Source organism: Microbacterium sp. HA-8 (genome assembly GCF_046111165.1).
Lineage (GTDB): Bacteria > Actinomycetota > Actinomycetes > Actinomycetales > Microbacteriaceae > Microbacterium.
Genome location: NZ_CP162025.1, coordinates 1,324,271 through 1,350,520 on the forward strand (window position 1 = coordinate 1,324,271; position 26,250 = coordinate 1,350,520).

The 26,250-nt window shown below is 69.4% G+C and carries 27 protein-coding genes; 14 read left to right on the forward strand and 13 right to left on the reverse strand.

Going from position 1 to position 26,250, the window contains the following annotated elements; translation table 11 throughout:
- Position 1: 1 nt before the first annotated feature.
- Positions 2-1,390: a Mu transposase C-terminal domain-containing protein gene (locus tag AB2L57_RS06340; protein ID WP_409048351.1), complete on the forward strand. Its 1,389-nt coding sequence runs from the start codon at positions 2-4 to the stop codon at positions 1,388-1,390.
- Positions 1,390-2,199, forward strand: a complete 810-nt coding sequence (locus AB2L57_RS06345) for an AAA family ATPase (RefSeq protein ID WP_409048352.1) — start codon at positions 1,390-1,392, stop codon at positions 2,197-2,199. Before AB2L57_RS06340 ends, AB2L57_RS06345 begins: the two co-directional genes overlap by 1 nt.
- A gap of 117 nt (positions 2,200-2,316) precedes the next feature.
- Here the strand turns inward: AB2L57_RS06345 and AB2L57_RS06350 are convergent, their stop codons facing one another.
- Together AB2L57_RS06350 and AB2L57_RS06355 are read right to left on the reverse strand one after the other, a co-directional pair.
- On the reverse strand, positions 2,317-2,652 hold the full coding sequence (locus tag AB2L57_RS06350) for a hypothetical protein (protein ID WP_409048353.1): 336 nt from the start codon (positions 2,650-2,652) through the stop codon (positions 2,317-2,319).
- The gene (locus tag AB2L57_RS06355) at positions 2,609-3,622 is read right to left on the reverse strand and encodes a DNA-processing protein DprA (RefSeq protein ID WP_409048354.1); all 1,014 of its coding nucleotides are present in this window, start codon (positions 3,620-3,622) and stop codon (positions 2,609-2,611) included. The genes AB2L57_RS06350 and AB2L57_RS06355 overlap by 44 nt, the downstream gene beginning before the upstream one ends.
- 195 nt (positions 3,623-3,817) lie before the next feature.
- Here AB2L57_RS06355 and AB2L57_RS06360 point away from each other — a divergent pair, with 195 nt between their 5' ends.
- Positions 3,818-4,189 (forward strand): sulfate permease, encoded by a 372-nt coding sequence (locus tag AB2L57_RS06360; protein WP_068478797.1) that lies wholly within the window; start codon positions 3,818-3,820, stop codon positions 4,187-4,189.
- A gap of 2 nt (positions 4,190-4,191) precedes the next feature.
- Here the strand turns inward: AB2L57_RS06360 and AB2L57_RS06365 are convergent, their stop codons facing one another.
- Together AB2L57_RS06365 and AB2L57_RS06370 are read right to left on the reverse strand one after the other, a co-directional pair.
- Positions 4,192-4,536 carry a hypothetical protein gene (locus AB2L57_RS06365; protein ID WP_235812663.1) on the reverse strand — a complete coding sequence of 115 codons (345 nt, stop codon included), beginning with the start codon at positions 4,534-4,536 and terminating at the stop codon, positions 4,192-4,194.
- A gap of 228 nt (positions 4,537-4,764) precedes the next feature.
- Positions 4,765-5,838 carry a Glu/Leu/Phe/Val dehydrogenase dimerization domain-containing protein gene (locus AB2L57_RS06370; protein WP_409048355.1) on the reverse strand — a complete coding sequence of 358 codons (1,074 nt, stop codon included), beginning with the start codon at positions 5,836-5,838 and terminating at the stop codon, positions 4,765-4,767.
- A gap of 126 nt (positions 5,839-5,964) precedes the next feature.
- Here AB2L57_RS06370 and AB2L57_RS06375 point away from each other — a divergent pair, with 126 nt between their 5' ends.
- Positions 5,965-6,441 carry a YbaK/EbsC family protein gene (locus AB2L57_RS06375; RefSeq protein WP_409048356.1) on the forward strand — a complete coding sequence of 159 codons (477 nt, stop codon included), beginning with the start codon at positions 5,965-5,967 and terminating at the stop codon, positions 6,439-6,441.
- A gap of 29 nt (positions 6,442-6,470) precedes the next feature.
- Here AB2L57_RS06375 and AB2L57_RS06380 read toward each other — a convergent pair whose 3' ends face one another.
- From AB2L57_RS06380 to AB2L57_RS06405, 6 genes are all read right to left on the reverse strand, one after another.
- Positions 6,471-6,959 carry a SixA phosphatase family protein gene (locus AB2L57_RS06380; RefSeq protein WP_409048357.1) on the reverse strand — a complete coding sequence of 163 codons (489 nt, stop codon included), beginning with the start codon at positions 6,957-6,959 and terminating at the stop codon, positions 6,471-6,473.
- A gap of 459 nt (positions 6,960-7,418) precedes the next feature.
- Positions 7,419-7,772: a gamma-glutamylcyclotransferase family protein gene (locus AB2L57_RS06385; protein WP_292810000.1), complete on the reverse strand. Its 354-nt coding sequence runs from the start codon at positions 7,770-7,772 to the stop codon at positions 7,419-7,421.
- 56 nt (positions 7,773-7,828) lie between these two features.
- A complete protein-coding gene (locus AB2L57_RS06390) occupies positions 7,829-9,118 on the reverse strand; it encodes a DUF445 domain-containing protein (RefSeq protein WP_292809998.1) in 1,290 nt (429 codons plus the stop codon).
- Positions 9,119-9,190: 72 nt separating this feature from the next.
- Positions 9,191-10,372, reverse strand: a complete 1,182-nt coding sequence (locus AB2L57_RS06395; RefSeq protein ID WP_292809996.1) for an acyl-CoA dehydrogenase family protein — start codon at positions 10,370-10,372, stop codon at positions 9,191-9,193.
- The gene (locus tag AB2L57_RS06400) at positions 10,369-11,127 is read right to left on the reverse strand and encodes an alpha/beta fold hydrolase (protein WP_292809994.1); all 759 of its coding nucleotides are present in this window, start codon (positions 11,125-11,127) and stop codon (positions 10,369-10,371) included. Before AB2L57_RS06400 ends, AB2L57_RS06395 begins: the two co-directional genes overlap by 4 nt.
- Positions 11,128-11,136: 9 nt before the next feature.
- Positions 11,137-11,715: a TetR/AcrR family transcriptional regulator gene (locus AB2L57_RS06405; protein ID WP_409048358.1), complete on the reverse strand. Its 579-nt coding sequence runs from the start codon at positions 11,713-11,715 to the stop codon at positions 11,137-11,139.
- Positions 11,716-11,820: 105 nt separating this feature from the next.
- On the opposite strand from AB2L57_RS06405, the gene AB2L57_RS06410 reads away from it, so the two are divergent.
- The gene (locus tag AB2L57_RS06410) at positions 11,821-12,576 is read left to right on the forward strand and encodes an SDR family NAD(P)-dependent oxidoreductase (RefSeq protein WP_409048359.1); all 756 of its coding nucleotides are present in this window, start codon (positions 11,821-11,823) and stop codon (positions 12,574-12,576) included.
- Between the two features lie 67 nt (positions 12,577-12,643).
- The gene (locus AB2L57_RS06415) at positions 12,644-13,048 is read left to right on the forward strand and encodes a pilus assembly protein CpaE (protein WP_292809992.1); all 405 of its coding nucleotides are present in this window, start codon (positions 12,644-12,646) and stop codon (positions 13,046-13,048) included.
- A 60-nt stretch (positions 13,049-13,108) separates the two neighbouring features.
- Here AB2L57_RS06415 and AB2L57_RS06420 read toward each other — a convergent pair whose 3' ends face one another.
- On the reverse strand, positions 13,109-14,314 hold the full coding sequence (locus tag AB2L57_RS06420) for an MFS transporter (protein WP_292809990.1): 1,206 nt from the start codon (positions 14,312-14,314) through the stop codon (positions 13,109-13,111).
- Between the two features lie 439 nt (positions 14,315-14,753).
- On the opposite strand from AB2L57_RS06420, the gene nrdH reads away from it, so the two are divergent.
- The 4 genes from nrdH (at position 14,754) to nrdF (ending at position 18,669) form a co-directional block, all read left to right on the forward strand.
- Entirely contained in the window at positions 14,754-14,987 is a 234-nt protein-coding gene (nrdH, locus tag AB2L57_RS06425) for a glutaredoxin-like protein NrdH (RefSeq protein ID WP_409048360.1), read from the forward strand.
- Positions 14,988-15,069: 82 nt separating this feature from the next.
- Positions 15,070-15,501, forward strand: coding sequence for a class Ib ribonucleoside-diphosphate reductase assembly flavoprotein NrdI (gene nrdI, locus AB2L57_RS06430; protein WP_409048361.1), 432 nt, complete (start codon positions 15,070-15,072; stop codon positions 15,499-15,501).
- Positions 15,483-17,639: a class 1b ribonucleoside-diphosphate reductase subunit alpha gene (gene nrdE / locus AB2L57_RS06435; protein ID WP_409048362.1), complete on the forward strand. Its 2,157-nt coding sequence runs from the start codon at positions 15,483-15,485 to the stop codon at positions 17,637-17,639. Before nrdI ends, nrdE begins: the two co-directional genes overlap by 19 nt.
- Positions 17,640-17,688: 49 nt before the next feature.
- A complete protein-coding gene (nrdF, locus tag AB2L57_RS06440; RefSeq protein WP_409048363.1) occupies positions 17,689-18,669 on the forward strand; it encodes a class 1b ribonucleoside-diphosphate reductase subunit beta in 981 nt (326 codons plus the stop codon).
- Between the two features lie 341 nt (positions 18,670-19,010).
- Here the strand turns inward: nrdF and AB2L57_RS06445 are convergent, their stop codons facing one another.
- Both AB2L57_RS06445 and AB2L57_RS06450 read right to left on the reverse strand, forming a co-directional pair.
- Positions 19,011-20,174 (reverse strand): class I SAM-dependent methyltransferase, encoded by a 1,164-nt coding sequence (locus AB2L57_RS06445; protein ID WP_409048364.1) that lies wholly within the window; start codon positions 20,172-20,174, stop codon positions 19,011-19,013.
- Positions 20,175-20,284: 110 nt separating this feature from the next.
- Positions 20,285-21,112, reverse strand: a complete 828-nt coding sequence (locus AB2L57_RS06450) for an EI24 domain-containing protein (protein ID WP_409048365.1) — start codon at positions 21,110-21,112, stop codon at positions 20,285-20,287.
- A 43-nt stretch (positions 21,113-21,155) separates the two neighbouring features.
- Between AB2L57_RS06450 and AB2L57_RS06455 the strand changes: the two genes are divergently transcribed.
- The 4 genes from AB2L57_RS06455 (at position 21,156) to AB2L57_RS06470 (ending at position 26,249) form a co-directional block, all read left to right on the forward strand.
- Positions 21,156-21,620, forward strand: a complete 465-nt coding sequence (locus tag AB2L57_RS06455; protein ID WP_292813254.1) for a DUF3817 domain-containing protein — start codon at positions 21,156-21,158, stop codon at positions 21,618-21,620.
- 9 nt (positions 21,621-21,629) lie between these two features.
- Positions 21,630-22,496, forward strand: a complete 867-nt coding sequence (locus AB2L57_RS06460) for a hypothetical protein (RefSeq protein ID WP_292813257.1) — start codon at positions 21,630-21,632, stop codon at positions 22,494-22,496.
- Between the two features lie 105 nt (positions 22,497-22,601).
- A complete protein-coding gene (locus AB2L57_RS06465; protein WP_409048366.1) occupies positions 22,602-25,253 on the forward strand; it encodes an ATP-dependent Clp protease ATP-binding subunit in 2,652 nt (883 codons plus the stop codon).
- A gap of 186 nt (positions 25,254-25,439) precedes the next feature.
- The gene (locus tag AB2L57_RS06470; protein WP_292813262.1) at positions 25,440-26,249 is read left to right on the forward strand and encodes an SDR family oxidoreductase; all 810 of its coding nucleotides are present in this window, start codon (positions 25,440-25,442) and stop codon (positions 26,247-26,249) included.
- The last annotated feature ends 1 nt before the right edge of the window (position 26,250 follow it).

Consider the following 26,250-nt stretch of genomic DNA (forward strand, 5'->3'; position numbering starts at 1 on the left):
CATGAGCGGCGAGGAGCGGTGGCGGATTCTTCGACTACACGTCGAAGACCAGATACCTCTCACCGCTCTCGCCAGAGAAACCGGGATTGGCCTGCGCACGCTGCAACGCTGGCACCAGCTCTACCAAGAGCGCGGCATCACTGCCCTCGACCCTCATCCGAGAGCGGACGCGGGGACTCGTCGCACGGCGGGCGGATTGGTTGCGTTCATCGAGCACCTCGCGTTGACCAGGCCGAGGCCGGCACTCGCGACGCTGCATCGCCTTGTCAGCGCAGAAGCAATGCGGCAGGGCCTGACGGAGCCCAGCTACGCCACCGTCAGAGACATTGTGCAGTCCCTCGATCCGGCTCTCGTGACGCTCGCCCTGGATGGACCCGCCGCGTATCGTGATCGGCACGAGCTGGTGTATCGGCGTCGGGCCGACCGACCCAACGAGATCTGGCAGGCCGACCACACCGAACTCGACATCCTCACTACCAGCGCCGCGGGCGGGAAGCCTGATCGGCCTTGGCTCACGATCGTGATGGACGACCACTCACGCGCGATCTGCGGCTTCACCGTGTTCACCGGTGCCCCTTCCGCGATGAACACGGCTCTCGCGCTCCGGCAGGCGATCTGGCGGAAGACCGACCCAACGTGGGCGATGTGTGGCATTCCCGACGTGCTCCATGTCGACCATGGCTCCGACTTCACCAGCCACCATCTCGAACGCACCGCCATCGAGCTGCGCATCCGGATCATCCACTCGACCGTGGGCCGGCCCCAAGGCCGCGGCAAGATCGAACGCTTCTTCCGCACCATCAACACCGAACTCCTCTCCACCCTCCCCGGACACCTCGGCCCCGGCAGCAACCACCCTCACCCCGCCCTCGATTTGGCGAGGCTGGATCAGGCGATCGGCGCGTTCATCGGGATGTACAACGCGCGTCCGCACCGCGAGCTTGGAGTTTCACCTAGGGACGCGTGGGTCGCTGACGGCTGGCTTCCCCGAATGCCCGACAGCTTGGAGCAACTGGACGGTCTTCTGCTCACCGTCCCGAAGAATCGGGTCGTGCAGCGCGACGGCATTCACTTCCAGGGCCAACGCTACCTCGCCCCAACACTCGCCCCTTTCGTCGGGCACACGATCACGATCCGCTACGACCCGCGCGACATCTCAGAGATCCGCGTGTACGACCGCGACACCTTTGTCTGCGTCGCCGTCGACGAAGCCCACCCCAATCTCCGCCTCAGCCTCCGCGACATCGAAACCGCGCGCCGAGCCCGCCGCCGAGAACTCCGGCACACCATCAACGACCGCATCCCCACCGCCGTCACACGCGACGAGCCACGCGACGCCGCGCCCGTCCCGCATCGTCGACGGCTCCGGACCTATGAAGAGGACGAGTGATGAACCAGGCCTTCATCGTCACCAAGGAGCACCGACGCTTCACCGAGTTCGCGAACGCCGTCCGCAAAGAGAAAACCATCGGCATCTGTCACGGCGACGCCGGAGTCGGCAAGACCAACTCCGCCCGCCGCTACGCGAGCTGGGATGCGCTTGAGCCTTACATCAATGCGTGGGGGCCTCGCGGCGAGCACGACGCCAAGTACTACGCCCTCGCCAACCGGTCCCGCACCGTCTTCTATACACCCGAGGTCCTCTGCCGGCCCAAAGACCTCATGCACGACATCGACCGCTGGCAGGCAAAGGTCGAGATCTGCGCCGACGAACACCTCCGCTCACGGGAGACTGAACCGACCACCACGGCGATCGGCATGTCTCACCTCGTCGACCTGCTCATCATCGACGAAGCCGAACGACTCACCCCGACCGCGCTCGAGCTGCTCCGCGACCGCCACGACCGCGAACACCTCTCCATGATCCTCATCGGTATGCCCGGAATCGACCAACGCTTCCGCCACTACCCACAGCTCTACAGCCGACTCGGCTTCTCCCACCATTACCGAACCCTCGGCCGAGAAGAACTCCTCTTCGTCCTCGACCGGCACTGGAAACGCCTAGGACAACAGCTTGACCCCGAAGACTTCACCGACGCGCAAGCCATAGCCGCCATCGAGCGCATCACCCGCGGGAACTTCCGACTCCTCGAACGACTCTTCCCTCAAATCGCCCGAGTGCTAAAGATCAACGGGCTCGAGACCATCACCGACGATGTCATCGAAGCCGCAGCCAGCATCCTCGTCATCGGCACCTAACGCCACGGCGTTCATAGAACACCGCCGGTCTGCCAAAGTTCGAAGTCAGTCCCATCCGTGGTGCATGGCGCTCCGCCCGTGTCGCGGATCGGCTCGACGTCCGTCTGGCTGTTGACTTCAGGAGATGATCAGCCAGATCAGGGCGATCAGGTTGACCGCGGCGGTGACTGCAGGCCCAACTGTCTTCAAGCGGTCCGAGATCTTCGCGCCCACGACCGCGTCGAGCGCCTGGACGGCGATCATCGCAAGAGCAGCTGCGGCGAGAAAACCGATCGACCCAGCGAACAATGCAACGGTCGCGACCAGTACGAGGGCGACGCGGCGCGCCAGAGCGTACATGGACGGAACGCGGGCATCACCCGTGGCGGCGCGCAGACCTGCGACGGCATAGCCCGCGCTGACGACGGAACTAACAACGGTCACCGCCGCGCACACCCAATAGGCAACACTCACCCCGCAACCCTAGCCGCGCACGAGCTTCCAGACGCACTCGCCCGCGTCCGTGACCGCGACAGTAAGCGATCCAAAAAAGCCGCCTAGAAGCGGGAAGATCCACAGCGCAGTCCTTGTCGCGCAGCAGGCGGTGCGGCCCTGCGCTTGTTGCGCTGGTCACCGGACCGGGTACCGCGCCAACAATCCGCCCCAACTCTTGGGCGCGCTCTGCCACCTTCATTGATCCTGAGCGAGCTCCGGCCTCGACAACGACAGTCGCTGTGGAGAGCGCGGCCATCAACCGCGCCCGTGCAATGAAGCGGTGGCGCGTCGGAACCGCGCCTGGTGGAACCTCGCTGACCAGGAGGCCGAGGTCAGCCACCCGCTCAAGAAGTTCACGGTGACCGATTGGGTAGGGGCGATCAACGCCGTTCGCCACGACTGCAATCGTGTCGCCGTCGGATGCCAGCGCCGCTCGATGGGCAGCCCCTTCGATGCCGTACGCGCCGCCGGCCACGACTATCCGCTCCGCGTTGGCGAGATCGGAGGCCAGTTCCGCGGCGACATGCTCGCCGTATGAAGTCGCGGCCCTCGCCCCGGTGATCGTGACGAGATCATCGAGTGGTCGCGCGAGGAAAGATGTCGTGCCACGAGTCCACAGGACGTATGGCCGCCGGTCGCCAAGATCGTCGAGTGCGGATGGCCACTCCCCGTCGCCGGGGATCAGGGTGCCGATGCCAGCGCGCTCGGCGTCGACGATGCGCTGCCCAAGTGTCCGAGCGTCTGAGCGCTCGAACTGGGCGCGCCACACCTGAGCGTCAACAGCACTGAGGCCCGGCACCGCGTCATCACGCTCAGCAAGCCGAAGCAGCTCAAACGCCCCCAGCTCGCCCAGGAGACGGCCTGTCACGGCGTCGTCTGGTTCGACGGTCATCGACAGCAGCATCCGTGCTGTGCGCTCCTCCTGGACTACGTGGCTCAGGTTCGTCATCGTCGGGTCCTCTCACTCCTACAGAGAGGTGCGCGCGGCGACGCGGGAGCCCAAGGGTTCCGTGAACGCCGACCCCGGCGTACAGTGGATGGTGAGGCAGGTTCTCCTCATATTGCGGGTCCTCCGGGACGGCCTTCGGGCACTCACACACGTTCTGCCTCCTCGACGGAGTAACACGTGTGACAAGAGGCCGTCATGTTCCGCCTTATCTGGACGCTCAGCGTTCGCACTCGCGACTATCTGCACCGCTACATGCCGAGCAACCGGCTGCTCGCTGCTGTCCGCACCCGTCGCGGACTCAAGTGGGGGATGCCCGCGATGCTGGTCGCGCTTCCGTACATCCTGATCGCCAGCGTCTGCTCTGGCTCGGCAGCCGACGGTGGCCCCGGTTGGCTCCACCTCATCGTGCTGTGGGCCTGCTGGAACGCACTGAAGTTCATCATCATGGGACCCGTGAGCGTCGTTCTGCTCATCCGCGCGCGCCTGCGCGAGGCTGCGATCCGTCGTCGCCAGCGCCACGACTCGCTCGCCGAGGCAAGCACGCATGAGCCAGATCTTCGTGTCTAGGCTCAACTGCCCACGGCAGCGGCTGCTTTGATCCGAGAACGGCGGCCACCAGGTCGGATCACGACACCGTGCGATGCGAGCGCTTGCCGGACCGCCTGAGGCCCCGCCCCGACCTTCATGCCGACCTCTACCAGCGTCAACCCGCTGAGGTAGAGGTCGGCTGCTTCGTGGATGCGGGACGGATCGAACCGACCGCGGCGGATGGTGACCTCCCGACGGGTGAGGTGGGTGGCGACCGTGCGGCGGTTCACTCCGAACACGGATGCCAACTCCACGAGCGTCGCGCCCTCGCGGTACTGCGCCACCAGATTGTCGACCTGCTCGGGCCGTAGCAGGGTTTGAGCCATCCCAAGTGATCGCACCACTCGACCCCTGGAGTCGGAAACGGTAGGCTCCGAGGAGCGATGGTCGTGGTCGTAGAAGCCCCGTGACCTGCGCAAAGACAGGGTTTTCAGGTGTGGGCAGGGGTTCTCAAACTCTCTACGGAGGTCCACCAAAAGGAAAAGCGCCCCTCGCGGGCGCTTTTCCTTTTGGTGGACGTGCGTCTCCTCTTGTCGTGCGTGTGGTGACCTTCGCTACGCAGGGACGGCGGTGCCGGTCGCCGCGCGCAGGCGCCCGGCTGCGAGCGCCTCGGCCGCCTCGAGCGGGGTGACGCCGCGTTCGGCGGCATCGGCGTAGACCCGGCGCAGGGTCGCGCCGATACCCGCGACCCGCGCGAGGATCTCGTCGCGGGTTCCGAGCCCCTTCGCGACGAGATCGAGATAGATCACGCCGCCGGCGTTGACCACGAAGTCGGGCGCGTACAGGATGCCGCGGCTGGCCAGTCGATCGGCCCCGCGGCGTTCGGCGAGGGGATTGTTGGCGGGTCCGCAGACCGCGCGAGCATCGAGCGCGTCGATCACGTCGTCGGTGAGGAGGCCGCCGATCCCCGCCGGCACGAAGACATCGGCGGGCACGAGGTGCTCCTCGCCGGGCGGCACCCATGCGGCCTCGAGATCGTGTGCGAGGTGCCGCTTGAGGGGATCCACATCCGTCACGGTCAACCGGGCCCCCTCCGCCGACAGCCGCACCGCGAGCCGGCTGCCGACCTGACCGAGTCCCGAGATCGTGACGGCCCGGCCGGCGACGTCCGCCACGCCTGTGAGCTGTTCGAGCGTCGCGCGGATCGCCTCGTAGACGCCGAGGCTCGTGGGCCCTGCCGGCTCGCCCGACCCGCCGACGCGGTCGGGCAGCCCGACGACGTGGGCCGTGCGCTCGCTGACGACGAGCATGTCGTCGGTGGTGGATCCGACATCCTCCGCCGTCCGATACAGCCCGTCCATCGCCTCGACGGCATCGCCGAGATCGAGGAAGGCGGCGCGGCGCCGCTCGGCGTCGAGCGTCGTGCCGGGTGCGAGGCCGATGACGGCCTTGCCTCCACCTGCGTCGAGACCGGCGGCCGCGTTCTTCAGCGTCATCGCAGCCGACAGGCGCAGGACGTCGCCGAGCGCGTCGCTCCACTGCGGGTAGGTCCAGAGGCGAGCGCCACCGAGGGCGGAGCCGAGTGCGGAGGAGTGCAGCGCGACGGCGATGAAGAGGCCGCTGCGGTGACCGGTGATCACCTCCACGCGCTCGTGGGTGAACTCGGGCAGGGGCAGGGCGGTGGTCATCGCGGTCCTTTTCGGCGGGCCTTGTGGGCGCTGTGCTCGGGAGCGCGCGGCGTTGCGGCTCCAGCATCCATTCTGCTCCTTGTCGGGGCGCGGCGGGCGCTCGGCGGCGCGCCGTAGGCTGGCGGGGTGACCGCGCACCTTCCGCCCCGCAGCCGCATCGTCGCCGACCGCCTCGCCGAGGCGGGGATCGCGGGGGAGATCGTCGTCCTGCCGGATGCCGCCGCCACCGCCGCCCTCGCCGCCGCGGCGCTCGGGGTCGAGGTCGGGGCGATCGCGAACAGCCTGGTGTTCTGGAGCGAGGGCGAACCGCTGCTGGTGATGACCAGCGGCGCGCACCGGGTCGACACCGCGGCGCTCGCCGCGCGCCTGGGCCGCGGGAACATCGCGCGGGCCAGCGCCGAGCAGGTGCGCGCGGCGACCGGACAGGCCATCGGCGGCGTCGCCCCGACCGGGCACCCCGCGCCGCTGACCACCGTGGTCGACGAGGCGCTGGCGACGTTCGCCGAGATCTGGGCGGCCGGCGGCACGCCGCACACCGTGTTTCCGCTCACCTTCGACGAGCTCGTCGCTCTGACCGGGGGCACGGTCTCGAAGGTCGACTGACCGCGGCGCCCGGAGGGGCTATGCCGGGTTCAGGACGCGCGCGGGATGTCGTAGGTCCAGCGCACGGGCCGCGCGTCTCGCACGTCCGCCCATGCGTCGACGTCGAAGTCGAACACCGCCACCGCGCAGGTGGGCATGTGCGGGATCGCGTCGCCGTCCGGGAAGCCGGAGAAATGCTGAGCCAGGCTCGACAGGCCGGGGTCGTGGGCGACGACGAGGATGCTGTCGACGTCGCGCTCGTCGACGATGCGCAGCAGTTCGGCGGGCGCGACGCCGTAGAGTCGCGCATCGTGCTCGACGGGCACGCCCAGCGCGTCGGCGAAGGCCTGGGCGGTCGTCGCGGCGCGCACCGCCGTGCTGGAGAGGATGACGGCGGGGACGAAGTCCGTGGCCGCCAGCCGTGCCGCCATGCGCGGGGCGTCGGTGCGCCCGCGGTCGTTCAGCGGGCGGTCGTGATCGTCGAGATCGGCGTGGTCCCAGCTGGACTTGGCGTGTCGCACCAGAGCGAGGGTCTTCATCCGGCCACTCTACGCAGGCGGGGGTACCCGGGCAGGTGTGCGGTCAGAAGCCAAGATATATCGGGCGCGGGATGGACGGGGCGGTGCGCGGTGCGGTACGTATGAAGAGCACGATATGCGGGAATGCGTTCTGGGGATGCATTCCGATCGGCCCGCTCGCCGTCCCCTGTTGAGGCCACCCCCTCGGCAGCGTGACGTACGGCAGGCCCTGGCGCTTTCGCAAAGGGGCGGGGGTGCGGTCACGAGGCTCTGCCCCCCACCGCCTCGGGACCGCGCTCCCCGGCGATCCCTCTCGGCGCCCTGTGCCGCCCGGCATCCGTGTGCCGCCCGGCATCCGTGTGCCGTGCACAACTGCGGACGCGAGGATGCGACGCGCCGGAAGTGTGCCCGCGGGCCCGGCGTGTCGGCGGTTGCGTCCGCAGCTGTGCACACGCGCGGCATGGCCGAGCGGACAGAGGGTCAGATCTGGGCGACGTAGACCCAGGCGGGGGTGCCCGAGTCGAGCACGACGTGCTCGCGGCGATACCCCGACACCTCGTACTCGTCGGCCGCCTCGAGCTCGGCTTCGCTGAGTCGCACGAGCTTGCCGACCACCTTGTCGAGCCGGGCGCCGGTCCGGCGCAGGATCGGATGCACGTCGTGACCGCTCACGCCCGTTACGTGCGGATCGTCGATCTCGAGGTAGTCGATCGTGTACCCCGTCAGGACGTCGTCCTCGGCATCCAGCAGACGCCCGAACGTGTCGAGCTGCACCGACGGCAGCTGCAGCGTGCCATAGGTGAACAGGGCGACGTCGGGGGATGTCTCATCCACAGCATCAGGGTATCCACGCGCGGCGGCGGCGCGATGTACGACGCGAGAAGGGCGTGTTACGAACCGAGCAGCGCGTGGGCCACGGTGTAGATCGCCAGGCCCGCGAGAGCACCGACGATCGTGCCGTTCAGGCGGATGTACTGCAGGTCGCGACCGACCATCAGCTCGATCTTCTCGGTCGTCTCGGCCGGATCCCAGCGCTCGATGGTCTCGGTGATGATCGAGGCGATGTCGTGGCGGTAGCGCGCGACGACGAATGTCGCGGCATCGACCACCCAGGTGTCGACCCGGTGCTGCAGCGCAGCATCCGTCGTCAGCCGCTCGCCGACCTCGGTGAGGGCGTCGCGTGCGCGGCTGCGCAGGGCGCTGCGGGGGTCATCGAGCGCGGCGAGCAGGCCGTTCTTGGCGGTGTTCCACGCCTCGGCGGCGAGCGAGCGCACGCGCGGGCTGTCGAAGAGCGAGCCCTTCGCGCCCTCGAACCGTGCGATCGTTCCGGGGTCGTGCTGCAGGTTCTCGGCGAGTCGGGCGAGGTAGCCGTCGATCGCGGCACGGGCGGGATGCTGGGGGTCGGTGCGCACGGCCGCGACGAACTTGACCGCCTCGCTGTAGACGGTGTCATCGACCAGACGGTGCGCGATGCTCGGCACCCAGCCGGGAAGCCGGCGTGAGACGAGCCCCGTGAAGGAGTCGCGATTGGCGTCCAGCCACGCGGCGATCGTGTCCGCCGCGAGGTCGACGGCGGCGTGATGGCCCCCGCCGTCGACGATGCGACCGAGCCAGCCGCCCGCCGCCGGCGCCCACTCGGGCTCTATGAGGTGCTCGCGCGCGAGCTCGCTGATGACGTCGCGCACATCGTCGTCGCTGAGGGCGCGCAGCACCCCCGCGGCGATCGTCGAGCCTTCGGCGGCCACGCGTTCCGCGTGCTCGGGATGCCGCAGCCAGGCGCCCACGCGCCCCGAGACGCCGATGCTCTCGAGCTTGCCGCGCACCACCTCGGTGGAGAGGAAGTTGGTCTCGACGAACTCACCGAGGGTGCGTCCGATCTCGTCCTTGCGCCGGGGGATGATCGCCGTGTGCGGAATCGGCAGGCCCAGCGGTCTGCGGAAGAGCGCGGTGACCGCGAACCAGTCGGCGAGGGCACCCACCATGCCGCCCTCGGAGGCGGCACGCACGTACGCGAAACCGGGCACGCGCTCCTGCAGCGCGAACGCGACGACGAAGACGGCGGCCATCAGGATCAGCGCGCCGAGGGCGACGGCCTTCATGCGCCGCAGTCCGCGCCGTCGCTCGAGGTCGGCGGGGCTCAGCAGTGCAAGCGGGGCGGAATCCGTCGAGGTGGCCGGCATGCCGTCATCCTCGCACGGAGCGAGGACGATGCCGCGGAGGGCGCCGTGGTCGGAGCCCGCCCCATCCTCGGCTCAGGACGGGACCGGCCCGAGCCAGGCCGTCGCCGCCGTCGCGTGCGCGGATTCGGGGTCCGAGGGGTGGAAAGCGCCCGCGAGGACATCCCGATAGAGGCGCGAGAGCTCGGAGGAGGCGAAGTACGATGATCCGCCCGCGACGAGCATCGCCTCGTCGACCACGCGCTTCGCGGTCACCGTCGCACGGTGCTTCAGGCCCGACAGCAGAGAGAACCAGCGCGGGCCGTGATCGGCGGCGGCATCCACGTCGTTCGCCAGCGCCGCGATCTGCGGGGGCAGCGCATCGTAGGAGATCGCCATCTCGGCGACGCGCCAGCGGATGTCGGGATCGGCGCTGTAGGGGGCGCCGGTCTTCTTCGACCGACGCGTGGCCGCGGTCTGCACGGCGAGATCGAGCGCGCGCCGCGCGATGCCGGTGTATACCGAGGCGAGCATGATCTCGAAGACGCTGAAGATGCCGAAGACGATGGGGTCGGGATTCGGGCCGGGATCCACGCGGCGCACCACCCGGTCCGCGGGTGCCACCGCGCCGCGCAGCTCGGTCGTGCGACTCTGCGTGCCACGCATTCCGAGCGTGTTCCAGTCGTCGCGCGTGTGCACGGCGTCTTGGCGCGGCACGAAGGCGTAGACCATCTTCGGGCCGTCCGGCGACGTCGTGTCGAGTCCGTGGAGCCCCAGATGATCCCACGCGGGGGCGAGCGAGGTGAAGATCTTCGTTCCCGTGAAGGCATACGACCCGTCCGGGCGGGGTTCGGCGTCCGTGTCGCTGCCGAAGAGCACGAGGTCGTTGCCGGCCTCGCTGATGCCGAACGCGAACACCTCGCCCGCCGCGGCGCCGTGCTGCACGAATGCCAGGTCGTCGATGTCGCGCTCTCGCAGCACTTTGGCGACCCCCGTCCAGACGAGGTGCATGTTGACCGCCAGGGCCGTCGCGGGGGATGCCGTCGCCAGGCGCTGTTGAAGCGCCGCGGCATCGGCGAGACCGAGGCCTGCACCGCCCCGGTCGGTCGGCACGAGGATCGACAGGTAGCCCGCCGCCCGCAGCTCGTCGAGGTCGTCGTGCGGGAAGGTGTTCTCCACGTCGTGCGTCGCGGCCCGCGAGCGGATGCGCTCGAGCAGGTCGTCGGGCAGAAGAGCAGCCGGATCGGCGGGGTGGGGTGCGGGGTCGGATGTGCTCACGCGAGGATCTCCAGAAGCATCTGCATCGTGATTTCGGGCTTGTCGCGGTGCGGCGAGTGCCCCGCGCCCGGCACGATCGTCAGGGTGAACAGCGGATTGGCCGCGAGGATTCCCTGGGCGAGCTCGCCGGTGAACAGGCTGTACACCGCAGGGTCGGCGCCGAGTACATCGACGGGCACGCGCACGCGTGCGGCCTCGGCTCGCACGTCCCACGGATCGTTCTGGATGCTGGTCTGCGCAATCGCGAAACGGCTGGCCCCGCGCGCCGCACTCGCCTTCAGTTCGATGTCGTGGGGATGCCACTCGGGATGCTCGGCGCGCACCGCGTCTTCGGTGGGATCCGCGAGCGCCCGCTCCTGGCTGGCGCGAACGATCTCCGCATCGCGTCCATCGACCACCAGACCCGGATCTATGAGAACGAGGCGGCGGGTCCATGTCTTGTCCTCCGCGCTCGCTACGACGGCCGCCGCACCGCCGAGTGAGTGGCCGATCACGAGATCCCAGGGGCCTGCAGCATCCGGTGTCGTGGCGGCGATGTCGGAGGCGTACGCGGCGATCGAGTAGTCGAGGGCGCGCGGTGCGGCACCGTGGCCGCGCAGATCGACGGCGCTCGCGTGCCAGCCGGCGTCGGCCAGCGTCGTGCCGATGCGCCACATGAGCGCTCCCGTGGAGCCCAGTCCGTGGACGAGAAGGGCGCGGCGGTCGGCGCGGGGATCGCCCCACGACAGCACGGGGAGGGTGAGGGGTGCGGGCATGGACCCAGCCTACGAACCGAGGTGGAGTGCGGTGGCGAGGCCTTCGAGTGCGGCGAGGAAGGGGGCGGGTTCGCGGGGCGGGTCCTCGCTCAGCCACGCCTCGAGGATGCCGATCACCCCGTTCGCGATGAACCGTGCGGTGCTCTCCTCATGGAAGCGGACGGATGCGCCGGGAGCATGAAAGGGCGGACGGACGACACCCGTCGCCTCGAGGGTGCGCATGCTGTCGCGGAAGTGCTCCGCGAGCATGGCGCGCAGGTCGCCGCCGCCCGTCGAGAGGAGCGCGCGCTCGTAGATGGCGCCGTGGTCTTCGACGTGTGCGAGAACGGCCAGCGTGACGGCGACGACGGCGTCGCCCGCGTGGGCCGGGGGCGCCGTGAGGTGTTGTGTGCGAATGTCGTCGAGCTGCTCGCGCAGGGCGCGGCGGAGCAACTCGGCGGGGGAGGTCGCGTGCTCGTAGAACGTCGAGCGGTGCACGCCGGCCGCGAGCGCGACCTCGGTGGCGGTGATCTCCTCGACGGGCCTGTGCGCGGCAAGGTCGAGGACGGCGTCGTAGAGGGGCCGCCAGGCCCGGCGCGGCGCGGCCATGCTGTCCTCTCCCGTGCCCCGCGGTCGGCGGGGGCGTAGGATCACATTATCCGACAAACGTCGGATAAGTATCGCGCGCCGCGGCGCGCAGACGGGAGAACGGAAATGGCAACGTACGACGTGGCGGGGCGCTCGGCGATCGTGACCGGGGCGGCATCGGGGATCGGGCGCTCGATCGCGCTGACCCTCGCGGCCAGCGGGGCGGCCGTCGTCGTGGCGGATCTGCGCACCGAGGCGGCGCAGACCGTCGTCGACGAGATCACGGCGGCAGGCGGCACGGCTATCCCCTTCGCGGGCGATGTCTCCGATCCCGGCGTCGCCACCGCGATGGTCGCTGCTGCGAGCGAACTCGCACCGCTCGGCATCGCCGTCAACAACGCGGGTATCGGCGGCGCGGCCGCTCCCGTCGGGGACTATCCGATCGAGAGCTGGCAGAAGGTCATCGAGATCAACCTCAACGCGGTGTTCTACGGCCTGCGTGCACAGCTGCCGGTCATGGCCGAGAACGGCGGCGGCGCCATCATCAACATGGCCTCGGTGCTCGGGTCGGTGGGCATCCCCATGTCCTCGGCCTACGTCACAGCCAAGCACGGCGTCGTCGGCATGACCAAGAACGCCGCGTTGGAGTACGGCGACCGCAAGGTGCGCGTCAACGCCGTCGGCCCCGGTTTCATCCACACCCCGCTTGTCGACGCCAACCTGGATGCCGAGGCGCAGGCCGGTCTCGCCGCCCAGCACGCGCTGGGCCGGCTCGGCACTCCTGAGGAGGTCGCGTCGCTGGTGGCCTTCCTCGCCTCGGATGCTGCGTCCTTCATCACCGGCAGCTACCACCTCGTCGACGGCGGCTACGCCGCACACTGATCCGCTCGCGGGGGCCGGATGCGCTCGTCCGGCCCCGACGCCCGGAGAAGTTGTGATCATGGAGCCCATGATCTCGACGGAGATGGCGCTGGCGCTGCGCGAGGCGGGCCTGATCTGGCATCCGCGTTCGGGTGACAGGTTCCAGTTGGACGAGCCCGAGTTCGAGGCCGACGTCTTCACCGTGAGCGAGATGACGATCGAGCCGCGTGCATATCCGACGGGCACGATCCTCGCCTTCAACGGCACGACGGAGTGGGCGCTGGATTCCGTCGCCCTCGAGGATGCGCTGTGGCTGCCGCGCGAGGATCAGCTGAGAGAGCTGCTGCGCGGCACGTTCCGCGCGCTTCGGCGGCTCGCCGACACGCACGAGGTCGAGATCGAGATCGGCGGCAGCCGGCGGATATTCGAACACCCGGAGCCGGCGGATGCGTACGCTCTCGCGGTCGCGGAGCTGCTGCGGCGGGTGAGCTGACGGCATCCGCTGGGCTGACGGCATTCGCTGGCGAGACGGCATCCACCGAGCCGTCTCGGCTCAGGTGATCGTGGGCACCGGCTCGGTATCGGGGATCGGGCTGGCGTCGCGCCCCCGCAGATCGGGGAAGGACCGCACGAACACCACGGAGACGGCCACGCCGACGGCTGCGAACGCGGCCGCCGCCCAGTAGGCGCCCGAGGGTCCCGCGCCGTCGATGAGGAATCCGGCGATGGCGGAGCCCGCCGCCGCGCCGATCAGCTGCCCGGTGCCGATCCAGCCGTAGGCCTCGGCGGTGTCGCTGAACTTCACGCTCGCGCTCGTGATCGCGAAGATCACCGCGAGCGCCGGGGCGATGCCGATGCCGGCGAGGATCAGCGTGCCGCCCAGCCAGAACGCGTTCAGCGAGAGCGTCGTGAGGGTCAGGCCCACGGTCACGATCGCCATGCGACGAGCCATCGCCCAGGGACCGATCGGGATGTGGCCGAAGGAGAGCCCGCCCGCGAGGCTGCCCACCGCAAAGAGGGCGAGGATGATGCCCGCCTCGAACCCGCCGTGCCCGAAGCTTGCGACGACTCCCGCCTCGACGGCGGCGCACGCGCCGATGAGGAGGAATCCGATGACGGTGCCCAGGAGCACGGGCGCCTTCGCGAGCACCTTGCCGATCGAGCGGCGGCTGCGCGGGATGCGCACGCGCCCGAGCTCGGGCGAGGCGATGAACCAGGCGCAGCCGCCGAGCAGGATCACGACGATGAGCAGGAGCGCGGGCACGGTGCCGACCTGGAGCGCGACGAAAGTGATCACGACGGGCGCGAAGACCCAGATGAGCTCCTGCAGCGAGGCGTCGAGAGAGAAGAGGGGGGTCAGCTGGCGGGAGTTGACCATCTTGGGGTAGATCGTGCGCACCGCCGACTGCACGGGCGGCGTGGCCAGGCCCGCCAGCAGGCCGAGGGCCATGTAGGCGGGCACGGGCAGGACGATGAGCGCGATCGCCGTGATCGCGAGGGCGCAGACGATCATCGTGAGGGTCAGCACTGGGCGCATGCCCCACACGCCCATCCAGCGGCTCGTCACGGGCCCCGCGACCGCCTGCCCCACGGATGTCGCGGCCAGCACGAGGCCGGCGGCGCCGTAGGAGCCCGTGATGTGCTCGACGTGCAGCAGCAGCGCCAGCGAGATCATGCCGTTGGGAAAGCGCGCCGTCAGCTGTGCGGCGATGATGCGGCCGACGCCCGGCGTGCGCAGCAGATCACGGTAGGCGCCCACGAGGATCAATCGTACGACCGGCCGCCGACGTCCGTGCAGGAGCGCGACATCGGGGCGCGCGCCGGGGGATGCGCGGGGCGCGGGCGGGGTTCGCGACAGGTGCGCGACACGCCCGCGACACGCCGCGGTCGAGTTTCCACAGCGTGTGGATGTCGGAGACCCCGCGTAGCGTGCGGATCTGTGGACAGCTGCGGCGACAGCATCCGTTCGAGGCGTTTTTCAGGGCTTTTCGCGGATGCTGCGAGTCGCTCGGGCTGTGAATGAAACGGTGGACAACCTGTGCGATGCGGGGGAGGGGCGGTGGAGAACTACATGAATGTAACTACTACCCCTTGTGGTGCTATCCGATGTCCGTACCCATATGTAGTATTGGTCTCCCGGTGGGGGGACGCCGGCCAACAACAGAACCAGAACGAATCCGAAGGGGATGAAGGCCGCCATGGCGATCACCGTCTACACCAAGCCCTCGTGCGTCCAGTGCACCGCCACCTACCGTGCGCTCGACTCGAAGGGGCTCGCATACGAAGTGCTGGACCTCTCGCAGGACCCGTCCGCACTCGAGCAGGTCAAGTCCCTGGGCTACCTGCAGGCTCCCGTCGTCATCACCGACGAGGACCACTGGTCGGGCTTCCGTCCCGACAAGATCGACGAACTGGCCAGCCGCCTGGCGTAGATCTCGAGAGGTCGCCCAGCGCGGCTTCACGATCGGCGGTGGCGCGTTCGCGCGGCGTCCCGACCGTCGGGGAGGGAGAGTCATGCCCACCATGACGCAGGTGCCGCTGCTCGTCTACTTCTCGAGTGTGTCGGGCAACACGGCGCGTTTCATCGAGAAGCTCGGGCTGCCGGCCCGGCGCATCCCCCTCCACCCCACCGAGCCGCCCCTGCACATCGACGAGCCGTACGTGCTCGTCACCCCGACCTACGGCGGGGGAGCGGGGCGGGGCGTCGAGAAGGGCGCCGTGCCCAAACAGGTCATCCGGTTCCTCAACGATGACGCCAACCGGCAGATGCTGCGCGGAGTCATCTCGGCGGGCAACACGAACTTCGGCGAGGCCTTCTGCCTCGCCGGTGACATCATCAGCCGCAAGTGCTCTGTGCCCCACTTGTACCGGCTCGAAGTATTCGGCACTCCAGAAGACATCGATCGCGTGAGCGACGGATTGGAAACATGGTGGAGACAGCACTGACCGAGGCGACCTTCAAGCACAACACCGCGTTCGAGGGGATGGACTACCACTCCCTGAACGCGATGCTCAACCTGTACGGCCCGGACGGCAAGATCCAGTTCGACGCCGACAAGCGCGCGGCGCGGGAGTACTTCCTGCAGCACGTCAACCAGAACACGGTCTTCTTCCACTCCCTCAAGGAGCGTCTCGACTACCTCGTCGAGAAGGAGTACTACGAGGGCGCGGTGCTGGAGAAGTACCCCTTCGAGTTCATCCAGCAGCTCAACGACCGCGCCTACGGCAAGAAGTTCCGCTTCGAGACGTTCCTCGGCGCGTTCAAGTACTACACGAGCTACACGCTCAAGACCTTCGACGGCAAGCGCTACCTCGAGCGCTTCGAGGACCGCGTCGTGATGACCGCGCTCGGTCTCGCCGACGGCGACCAGAAGCTGGCGACCGAGCTGGTCGACGAGATCATCTCGGGCCGCTTCCAGCCCGCCACACCGACCTTCCTCAACACGGGCAAGGCCCAGCGCGGCGAACTCGTCTCGTGCTTCCTGCTGCGCATCGAAGACAACATGGAGTCGATCGCCCGCGGCATCAACTCCGCCCTGCAGCTGTCCAAGCGCGGCGGCGGCGTCGCCCTGCTGCTGTCGAACATCCGCGAGGCCGGCGCCCCGATCAAGCAGATCGAGAACCAGTCCTCCGGCATCATCCCCGTCATGAAGCTGCTCGAAGACAGTTTCAGCTACGCCAACCAGCTCGGCGCCCGTCAGGGTGCGGGCGCGGTGTACCTGCAGGCGCACCACCCCGACATCATGCGGTTCCTCGACACCAAGCGCGAGAACGCCGACGAGAAGATCCGCATCAAGACGCTCTCGCTCGGTGTCGTCGTGCCCGACATCACCTTCGAGCTGGCCCGCAACGACGAGGACATGTACCTGTTCTCGCCCTACGACGTCGAGAAGGTCTACGGCGTGCCATTTGGCGACATCTCGGTCACCGAGAAGTACCGCGAGATGGTCGATGACCCGCGCATCAAGAAGACCAAGATCAACGCGCGCGAGTTCTTCCAGACCCTCGCCGAGATCCAGTTCGAGTCGGGCTACCCGTACATCATGTTCGAAGACACGGTGAACAAGGCAAACCCGATCAAGGGCCGCATCAACATGTCCAACCTCTGCAGCGAGATCCTGCAGGTGAACACCCCGACCACGTACAACGAAGACCTCTCGTACGCCCAGATCGGCAAGGACATCTCCTGCAACCTCGGCTCGATGAACATCGCCCTCGCGATGGACGCCGATGACCTGGGCCGCACCGTCGAGACCGCGATCCGCGCCCTCACCGCGGTCAGCGACCAGAGTCACATCGGCTCGGTCCGCTCGATCGAGGACGGCAATGACCGCTCGCACGCGATCGGGCTCGGGCAGATGAACCTGCACGGCTACCTCGCCCGCGAGCACGTGCATTACGGCTCCGCAGAGGGCATCGACTTCACGAACATCTACTTCTACACGGTGCTCTTCCACGCGCTGCGCGCCTCCAACGCGCTCGCGATCGAGCGGGGAGTCGCGTTCGAGGGCTTCGCCGACTCGACGTACGCGTCGGGGGAGTTCTTCGACCGGTACATCGACCGTGCGTGGGTGCCCGAGACGGATCGCGTCGTGGAGCTCTTCGCGGGCAAGCACATCCCCACACAGGACGACTGGCGCGCGCTGAAGGACAGCATCCAGAAGCACGGCATCTACAACCAGAACCTGCAGGCGGTGCCGCCCACCGGCTCGATCTCGTACATCAACAACTCGACGTCGTCGATCCACCCGATCGCGTCGAAGATCGAGATCCGCAAGGAAGGCAAGCTCGGCCGCGTCTACTACCCGGCGCCGTTCATGACCAACGACAACCTGGAGTACTACCAGGACGCGTACGAGATCGGCTACGAGAAGGTCATCGACACGTACGCGGCGGCGACGCAGCACGTCGACCAGGGTCTGTCGCTGACGCTCTTCTTCAAGGACACCGCCACGACCCGCGACATCAACAAGGCGCAGATCTACGCGTGGAAGAAGGGGATCAAGACGATCTACTACATCCGCCTGCGGCAGATGGCCCTCGAAGGAACGGACATGTCCGAGTGCGTCTCGTGCATGCTCTGACCACGTCGACTCGCCTCGCTCGCTCAACGACCGACAACAAGGACCGATCATGACCCCGCCCGAAAGCCTGAAGCTGCTCAGCCACGTGCAGGCGATCAACTGGAACCGCATCGAGGACGACAAGGACCTCGAGGTCTGGAACCGACTCGTCAACAACTTCTGGCTGCCCGAGAAGGTGCCGCTGTCCAACGACATCCAGTCGTGGAACACGCTGACCCCCGACGAGCAGCTGCTGACGATGCGCGTGTTCACGGGGCTGACGCTGCTCGATACGGTGCAGGCGACGGTGGGCGCGGTCTCGCTGATCCCCGACGCGATCACCCCGCACGAGGAGGCGGTGTACACCAACATCGCCTTCATGGAGTCGGTGCACGCCAAGAGCTACTCGTCGATCTTCTCGACCCTCGCGTCGACGAAGGAGATCGACGAGGCCTTCCGCTGGTCGGTCGAGAACCCGAATCTGCAGAAGAAGGCGCAGATCGTCATGGAGTATTACCGAGGCGACGAGCCACTCAAGCGCAAGGTCGCCTCGACCCTGCTCGAGAGTTTCTTGTTCTACTCGGGCTTCTACCTGCCGATGCACTGGTCATCGCGTGCCAAGCTCACGAACACGGCCGACCTGATCCGCCTCATCATCCGCGACGAGGCCGTGCACGGGTACTACATCGGATACAAGTTCCAGAAGGGGCTCGAGAAGATCACGCAGGCCGAGCGCGACGACATCAAGGACTACACGTTCTCGCTGCTCTACGAGCTCTACGACAACGAGGTGCAGTACACGCAAGACCTCTACGACGGTGTCGGGCTGACCGAGGACGTCAAGAAGTTCCTGCACTACAACGCCAACAAGGCGCTGATGAACCTCGGCTACGAGGCGATGTTCCCCTCCTCGGTGACGAACGTGAACCCGGCGATCCTCGCCGCGCTCTCCCCGAATGCCGACGAGAACCACGACTTCTTCTCGGGGTCGGGCTCCTCGTACGTCATCGGCAAAGCCGTCGCGACCGAGGACGAGGACTGGGAGTTCTGAGCGGATCGGGCCGCGCGCGGCTCTGACAGACGAAGGGGTGGATGCTGCAGCATCCGCCCCTTCGTCGTGCGTGCGGGTCGGCCGCGTCCGGTGCCGGCCGGGACCGTTCGACGGCGGCGTTGACGGCAGCGTTGACGGCAGCCCGGCGGCGGCCCAGCGGCCGAACCCACACTTTTGCAGCGAACCCACTCTCGTCGGATGGTGGCTCGCTGCAAATTTGTGGGTTCGGCAGGGGCGGGCGGGGTCGGGCGGGTTCGGGCGGGTTCGCGCGGGGTCGGGCGGGGCTGGGCGGGGCAGCGCGGGTTCGGGCGGGGGCGGGCGGGCAGCGCGGGCCGAGCGCGTCAGCGGCGCGTGGAGGCCGTGACGGTGAACTTGGGGTTGCGGGCGATCTGCCGGGTCGGGCCGACGAGGCGCTCGAGCGCGGGGCGGTACTGCAGCGGCGAGTTGAAGACCGTCCAGAGTTCGCCGCCGGGCCGCAACACGCGCGCGGCATCGGCGAACAGGCGCGGCCCGAGACCCTCGTGGATCGCGGCCCCCGCATGAAACGGCGGGTTCAGCGTGATGAATGACGCACTCGCATCCGGCAGCGCCGAGAGCGCATCGTCGCGTTCGACCCGCACACGATCGGCCACGCCGTTCGCCTCGGCCGTCGCGCGGGCCGAGGCCACCGCGGCCGCGGACTGATCGCACGCATAAACGCGCAGGTCCGGATGCTGTCGTGCCAGCGCCGCGGCGACGACACCGGATCCGCAGGCGAGATCGATCGCCGCGTCGGCGCGCGCGCCGGCGATCCGGTCGGGCAGATTCTCCAGCAGCAGGCGCGTGCCGATGTCGATCGAGGTGCCCGCGAAGACGCCCCCGTACGCGCAGACGACGAGCCCCGCGTGCGTGGCGCGCCGAGGCTCGGGATCGTGGCCGTCGTACGGTCCGCGGGCGATCAGCACGCGGGACTTCTGGCGCGCGTGCGAGACATCGATCGCGTCGAATCTCTCGCTCAGCACGTCGTTCATCGCGAGCGCCATGTGCTTGACGCGCCGGCCGGCGTAGACGGCGACGTCGGGCGCGGCGTGTGCGGCGATGAGTGCGGCGGTGTCCCGCAGCTGATCGAGCGCGCGCGGCAGTCGCATCAGCACGATCCGGGCGTCGCGCACGAGTGCACCATCGAGCGGGTGAGAGGTGACCCGGCCCGCGAGCCCCAGCCGCTCGGCGTTGGCGATCAGTGCTCGCTCGCCGAGCAGGGCGTCCTGGTGTGCGCGGATCGCGCCGCCCACCGCGCGGACCGCGCCGCCGCCCGCCCCGCCCACAGCCGAGTCGCGCGAGTCCGCGGCCGCGCCGAGCGCGAGCGCGCCGTGCGTGTCGCCGATCACGACGATCTGCCCCGGATCTATGCCGACCCTCGCGGCGGCCGATTCGTCGAGGATCAGGCGGTCGGCAGCATCCCACGCCCGGAGGTCGGGGCCCTCGATGTCGGGCGCGCGGCGCAGATCATCGAGGTCGAGAGGCACCGCCCCACGCTACCGCCCGCCGATCAGGAGGATGTCCCACTTTCTGTCGCCCGGCGCAGCCGGAGGCGACAGAAAGTGGGACATGCAGAGGGCGCGCGGGGCCGGCGGGTTCAGGAGTCGCCGGGCTCGGCCACCCCGCCCACGCGGCCGGCTGCGCCCACCGCGCCGGGCGCCTCGAGCACCGACCGCGCGAGCAGCGTCGAGCCCGCGACGGCGGCCGGCATCGTCGCGACCGCGCCGAGCGGCACGAGAAAGCACAGCTGCGTCGCGACGCCGAAACCCAGCGCCCGCGCGCGGTGCCGGCGCAGCAGCATCCGGCGCTCATGACTCGGGATGCCGCGCGCAGAGAGTGCGCGTGAGGTCAGCTCGTCGGCGAGCAGCCACCCCGTGAGCGTCACACCCAGCACGGTTCCGAGCAGGCCGCCCACGAGCGGCACGAGTCCCACGAGCCCCGCCGCGATCGCCACGGCGACGCCCCGCGCAACGAGGGAGAGTGCATCGCCCACGCCGCGCCAGAAGCTGTACGCGGCATCGGGCACGTCGCCGCCCGAGTCGCGCTCGACTCCCCGCCAGATGCGGTCGTAGAACGGCTCGCCGACCACCAGCGTCAGCGCCGTGAACGACACCGCCACGATCACGAGTGCCGCCCCGAGCATCGCGGTGCCGGCGGCGATGCGGATCACGGTGACCCACAGCCCCGGCCATCCGTCGGCGAACGGTGTGATCGCCTCGGCGAGTACGGGCAGGTGCAGCGCGAGGGCCACCACCGCGCCGAGCAGCACGATGCCCACGAGCGCAGCGGGAATCAGGCCCAGAGCCATGAGGCCGCCCCGGCGCCGCCAGAACCCGAAACCGCGCCCCAGCATCGCCATCCCGGCCGCGAACTCCCGCATGAGGCCCAGCCTAAGCGCGCTCTCCTCGCGCGCGACGACCGTCACCCCCGCCGCTCCGTAGGCTTGGGGGCAGACCCGAAGGAGACCCGTGTTCCGCACCCCCCTGTCGCTGTTTCGCACCCTCGCGATCGCCGAGGCGATCTCGTGGACGCTCCTGATCACGGGGCTCATCCTTCGGGCGACCGCCGATCTGGCGATCGCCGTCACGATCGGCGGCGGCATCCACGGGTTCGTCTTTCTCGCCTACGGTGCGACGGCGGTTCTCGTGGCGAAGAACCAGCGCTGGGGTGCGGGGCCGACGGTCACCGCAATCGTCAGCGCGATCATCCCGTACGCGACGATCCCGACCGAGATCTGGCTGCACCGCACGCGTCGACTCGAGGGCGCGTGGCGTCTGCAGGCCACCGCAGACCCCCGCGACGCCGCCTGGCACGACCGGCTCATGCGATGGTTCCTGAACCGGCCCTGGATGCTGGGTGTCCTCCTCGCCGCGGCCGTCGTCGTGATCTTCGTCGCGCTGCTGATCATCGGCCCGCCCGGCGGACGAGAGTAGCGGCGGCGCATGAGGCTGCGGACGACATCCACGCAGCGCACGTACCGCTACGTGCGACTGAGCCTGATCGGCGCGGTCCTGCTGGTGGGTGTCTCCTTCGCCGCGGTGGCGGCGATCGACGGCGCTCCCACCTCGCTCAGCGCCGCGTTCTACACCCCGGGGCGCGACGTCTTCGTGGGCGCGATCTTCGCGGTCTCGCTCGCGCTCCTCGCCCTGTCGGGGCGCAGCCTCGAGCAGGCGCTCCTCGACTACGCGGCGATCCTCGCTCCCCTCATCGCCATCGTTCCGACGCCGCTGGCCGTGGGCGACGTGCCCGGGCTCGCGCGGGCGTGCCCCGACACCGCGCCATGCGTGCCGCCCGAGTTCCTCCCGGGCGTCGCGGTCGGCGTCGCCTCGCTCGTGCTGATCGGGATGCTGGGGCTCGTCGCCGCGATCGTCCTCGCGCGCGTGCAGCACACGCTCACGCGCGGGTTCGTGGTCGCCGTGTCGGGCGCGGCGGCGCTCATCCTGGGCATCGGCGCGTGGGCGCTGATCGACCCGCCCGGGTTCGTCCGCGGCGCGCACCTCCTCGCCGCGGTGACGTTCTTCGGGCTCATCGCCGCGGTCGCCTCGCTGGCGGCATTCGGCCCGTCGCGGGCGCGCTCGCGCGGCGGCATCCGGGTGCTGTACGCGGTCGTCGCCGTCGGGATCGTCGTGACAGTGACGGGACTGCTGCTCGTGATCGTGCTGACCCTCGGCGGGGTCGACGTCGCGGGCGCGGTCGGTGCGCCCCTGATCCTCATCGGTGAGGTCCTCGTCCTCGCACTGTTCGTGGTCTTCTGGATCGCTCAGACGATCGAGCTCTGGAGCGCGGCGGATCCCTCGCTCCGGGCCTGATCGGGGCACCTCGGAATACGCCGAGCATCTCTGCGTTGAGTTGATACGTCGAAACTCAACTTCTAAAGTTGACAAGGCATCACTCAAGTTAGATCAGGAGATTTCGTGTCCGACGACTTCACGCCCGAGACCGGCGACGGCGGCAACGCGTTCGACGACTTCCTCGCCCGCTACCTCGAGGGCGAGCGCGCCCGCGCCGCACGATCGATCGACCTCGCCCGGTTCCTCAGCGCCCGCACGCAGCAGATGCTGCAGCAGGCGGGTCGCTTCGCGCTCACCCGCGGTCAGCGCGAGCTCGACGCCCTGCACGTGCTGCGGATGCTGGTGACCGAGCAGCCCGCAAGCGACGCCGTGCGCCGGCTCGGCGTCGACCCCGGCGCGATCGCGCGGGCGGCCGAGGAGCGCCTGCCGGCAGCATCCACCCCCGCGCCGGTCGACGGCGCGGTCGTGACTGCTTCGGTGCAGCGCGCGCTGTTCCACGCCTTCCAGGTGGCGCGCGCCTCGGGCTCGACCTACGTCGATCCCGAGCACCTGTTCTTCGCGCTCGTGCTCGCGCAGGACACCCCCGCCGGCCAGATCCTCGCCGAGGCGGGTGTGACCGCGGACGCGCTCACCCACAACGCTCGCGAGACGATCGCGCCCGAAGCTCAGGGCGCCCCCGGGGACGAGGGGGCGGGCTCCGCCGTGACCCCGATGCTCGAGAAGTACGGGCTGGACCTCACCGCCCGCGCCCGCGAGGGCATGATCGACCCTGTCATCGGGCGCGCCGACGAGATCGAGCAGACGATCGAGATCCTCTCGCGACGCACGAAGAACAACCCCGTGCTGATCGGCGAGGCGGGCGTCGGCAAGACCGCGATCGTCGAGGGCCTCGCCCGCGCGATCGTCGAGGGCGCCGTTCCGGAGCAGCTGCGCGGCAAGCGCGTCGTCTCGCTCGACCTGCCCGCGATGCTCGCGGGTGCCCGGTACCGCGGCGACTTCGAAGAGCGTCTGACCGGCACGATGGACGAGATCGCCGCGCACGCCGACGAGCTCATCGTCTTCATCGACGAGGTGCACACCGTCGTCGGTGCGGGAGCCGGGGGCGAAGGAGCGATGGATGCCGGAAACATCCTCAAGCCGCGACTCGCCCGCGGCGAGCTGCACCTCGTCGGCGCGACAACGCTGAGGGAGTACCGCACGATCGAGAAGGACCCGGCGCTCGAGCGCCGCTTCCAGCCCGTGCGGGTGGGCGAGCCCTCGATCGAGGACGCCGTGCAGATCCTGCACGGGCTGCGCCCCGCGTATGAGGAGCACCACGCCGTGACGTACACCGACGATGCGCTCCGCGCCGCCGTCGAGCTGGCGGATCGGTACCTGCCCGATCGTGTGCTGCCCGACAAGGCGATCGACCTGATCGACCAGGCGGGCGCGCGGCTGCGCCTGCGCCTGGGCGCGGCGGTCGACGTGTCGGCGCTCATCGAGCGACTCGCGCAGCTGGAGGCCGACAAGAACGCCGCCGTGCGCGCCGAGCAGTACGAGGAGGCCTCGCGGGTGCGCGATGAGATGCGTCAGGTGCAGGAGCGCCTGGACACCGCGACCTCGGGGGCCCCTCCGACGGGCTCAGGGGCCGCGGGGGTGGGCTCGGTGACCGTGGGGACGGGCTCAGGGGCCGTGGGGACGGGCGCGGACGCTGTGGCGGCGGGCTCAGGGGCCGCGGGGCACGAAGCCGTCGTGGGTGAGCCCGAGATCGCCGCCGTGATCAGCCGGGCCACCGGCATCCCCGTGTCGAGGCTGACCGAGTCCGAACGCGAGCGCCTCGCCGATCTCGAGGGCGAGCTGCACGCGCGCGTCATCGGGCAGGATGATGCGGTCGCCGCCGTCGCCAAGGCCGTGCGCCGCAACCGCACGGGCATGGGCGATGCGCGTCGCCCGATCGGCTCGTTCCTGTTCCTCGGGCCGACCGGCGTCGGCAAGACGGAGCTGGCCAAGGCGCTCGCGGCGAGCGTGTTCGACGACGAGGGTGCGGTGATCCGCTTCGACATGAGCGAGTTCGGCGAGCGTCACACCGTCTCGCGGCTGGTCGGTGCCCCTCCGGGGTATGTCGGCTACGACGAGGCAGGTCAGCTCACCGAGCGTGTGCGCCGCAACCCTTACGCGGTCGTGCTGTTCGACGAGATCGAGAAGGCGCACCCGGACGTGTTCAACCTGCTGCTGCAGGTGCTCGACGACGGACGCCTGACCGACGGCCAGGGCCGCACGGTCGACTTCCGCAACACCGTGATCGTGATGACCTCCAACCTGGGCTCGGAGTTCCTCGCCTCCCGCGCCGGCGCGCTGGGATTCGTCGCCGACGGCGGCGGGGCGACCGGGTTCGGGTCAGAAGATGACCTGCGTGCGCGCGTGATGGGCAAGCTCCGTGAGGCGATGCGTCCGGAGTTCCTCAACCGCATCGACGAGATCGTGCTGTTCCGCAAGCTCGAACGCGTTCAGCTCCGGCGGATCGTGTCGCTCGTGCTCGACTCCACGCGGGCCAGGCTGCGCACGCGCGACGTCGACATCGAGGTCACTGAAGCCGCGATCGACTGGCTCGCCGAGCACGGCTACGAGCCCGAGTACGGCGCGCGGCCGCTGCGCCGGCTCGTGCAGCGCGAGGTCGATGACCGCGTCGCCGACCTCTTCGTCTCGGGCGCTCTCGCGGACGGGGGAGCGGTGCGGGTCGATGCCGGCGCCGACGGGCTGGCTGTGCACCCGGCATCCATCACCCTCGCCGCCTGAGCCGCCCGGCCGCTGCCGGGCCGTGCACAGCTGCGGACCGCACCCGCGACACGCCGGGCCGGGCTCGCTCCGCCCGGCGTGTCGTGCGCCCGCGTCCGCAGCTGTGCACACCCGGCACCGAGGGTGCGAGCGGCCGGGGTGTCAAGCCCGTGGCGAGTCGTCGCGGCGGCCCCTAGCGTCGAAGGCATGACCCCTACGACTGCTTTCGCTCCCACGCGCGCCATCGTGACGGCATCCGATTCGGGCATCGGTGCCGCGACCGCACTCGCCCTCGCCGCGGCGGGGATGGATGTCGGCGTCACCTGGCATTCGGACGAGGAGGGCGCCGAGGCGACGGCCGAGGGTGTGCGACGGCTGGGTCGTCGTGCCGCCGTCACGCGCTTCGACGCGACCGACCTGGACGCCGTCCCGGGGGTCGTGAACGGCCTCGCCGACGAACTCGGCGGGCTCGACGTCTTCGTCAACAACGCAGGTGGCGGCACCGGCGGCCCCTTTCTCGACGCGACGCTCGAGGACTGGCGGCGCGTGGTCGCCCTCAACCTCGACGGGGCCTTCGTCGGCCTGCAGGCGGCGGCGCAGCGCATGGTGCAGCACGGCGCCGGCGGCAGGCTCATCGCGGTCACGAGCGTGCACGAGCACCAGCCCCGTGTCGGATCCGCAGCGTACGTCGCCGCCAAGCACGGTCTCGGCGGCCTGCTGAAGGTGATGGCGCAGGAGCTGGGCGTGCACGGCATCACGGTGAACGCCGTCGCGCCGGGCGAGATCGCGACGCCGATCAACGACATGGACGCCGACGACGCCGACGAGGTGCATCGCCCCGGCATCCCGCTCGCACGCCCGGGCGCACCTCGCGAGATCGCCGACGTCGTCGCGTTCCTCGCCTCGCCCGCCGGCTCCTACGTGACGGGTGCGTCGTGGGCCGTCGACGGTGGCATGCTGCAGATGGGTCCGCAGGCGGGCTCGCACCTGACCTCCGACGACTGGCGCGAAGGGTGAG

What these genes read in the sequence shown, in the direction of transcription:
- AB2L57_RS06400 (WP_292809994.1), bottom strand. Translation starts at nt 11,127, where the DNA reads ATGCCCGCACCCCTCACCCTCCCCGTGCTGTCGTGGGGCGATCCCCGC.
- nrdH (WP_409048360.1), top strand. Translation starts at nt 14,754, where the DNA reads ATGGCGATCACCGTCTACACCAAGCCCTCGTGCGTCCAGTGCACCGCC.
- AB2L57_RS06415 (WP_292809992.1), top strand. Translation starts at nt 12,644, where the DNA reads ATGATCTCGACGGAGATGGCGCTGGCGCTGCGCGAGGCGGGCCTGATC.
- AB2L57_RS06340 (WP_409048351.1), top strand. Translation starts at nt 2, where the DNA reads ATGAGCGGCGAGGAGCGGTGGCGGATTCTTCGACTACACGTCGAAGAC.
- AB2L57_RS06360 (WP_068478797.1), top strand. Translation starts at nt 3,818, where the DNA reads ATGTTCCGCCTTATCTGGACGCTCAGCGTTCGCACTCGCGACTATCTG.
- AB2L57_RS06365 (WP_235812663.1), bottom strand. Translation starts at nt 4,536, where the DNA reads ATGGCTCAAACCCTGCTACGGCCCGAGCAGGTCGACAATCTGGTGGCG.
- AB2L57_RS06405 (WP_409048358.1), bottom strand. Translation starts at nt 11,715, where the DNA reads ATGGCCGCGCCGCGCCGGGCCTGGCGGCCCCTCTACGACGCCGTCCTC.
- AB2L57_RS06460 (WP_292813257.1), top strand. Translation starts at nt 21,630, where the DNA reads ATGAGGCTGCGGACGACATCCACGCAGCGCACGTACCGCTACGTGCGA.
- AB2L57_RS06345 (WP_409048352.1), top strand. Translation starts at nt 1,390, where the DNA reads ATGAACCAGGCCTTCATCGTCACCAAGGAGCACCGACGCTTCACCGAG.
- AB2L57_RS06390 (WP_292809998.1), bottom strand. Translation starts at nt 9,118, where the DNA reads ATGCCGGCCACCTCGACGGATTCCGCCCCGCTTGCACTGCTGAGCCCC.
- AB2L57_RS06380 (WP_409048357.1), bottom strand. Translation starts at nt 6,959, where the DNA reads ATGAAGACCCTCGCTCTGGTGCGACACGCCAAGTCCAGCTGGGACCAC.
- nrdE (WP_409048362.1), top strand. Translation starts at nt 15,483, where the DNA reads ATGGTGGAGACAGCACTGACCGAGGCGACCTTCAAGCACAACACCGCG.
- AB2L57_RS06410 (WP_409048359.1), top strand. Translation starts at nt 11,821, where the DNA reads ATGGCAACGTACGACGTGGCGGGGCGCTCGGCGATCGTGACCGGGGCG.
- AB2L57_RS06470 (WP_292813262.1), top strand. Translation starts at nt 25,440, where the DNA reads ATGACCCCTACGACTGCTTTCGCTCCCACGCGCGCCATCGTGACGGCA.
- AB2L57_RS06370 (WP_409048355.1), bottom strand. Translation starts at nt 5,838, where the DNA reads ATGACCACCGCCCTGCCCCTGCCCGAGTTCACCCACGAGCGCGTGGAG.
- nrdF (WP_409048363.1), top strand. Translation starts at nt 17,689, where the DNA reads ATGACCCCGCCCGAAAGCCTGAAGCTGCTCAGCCACGTGCAGGCGATC.
- AB2L57_RS06355 (WP_409048354.1), bottom strand. Translation starts at nt 3,622, where the DNA reads ATGACGAACCTGAGCCACGTAGTCCAGGAGGAGCGCACAGCACGGATG.
- nrdI (WP_409048361.1), top strand. Translation starts at nt 15,070, where the DNA reads ATGCCCACCATGACGCAGGTGCCGCTGCTCGTCTACTTCTCGAGTGTG.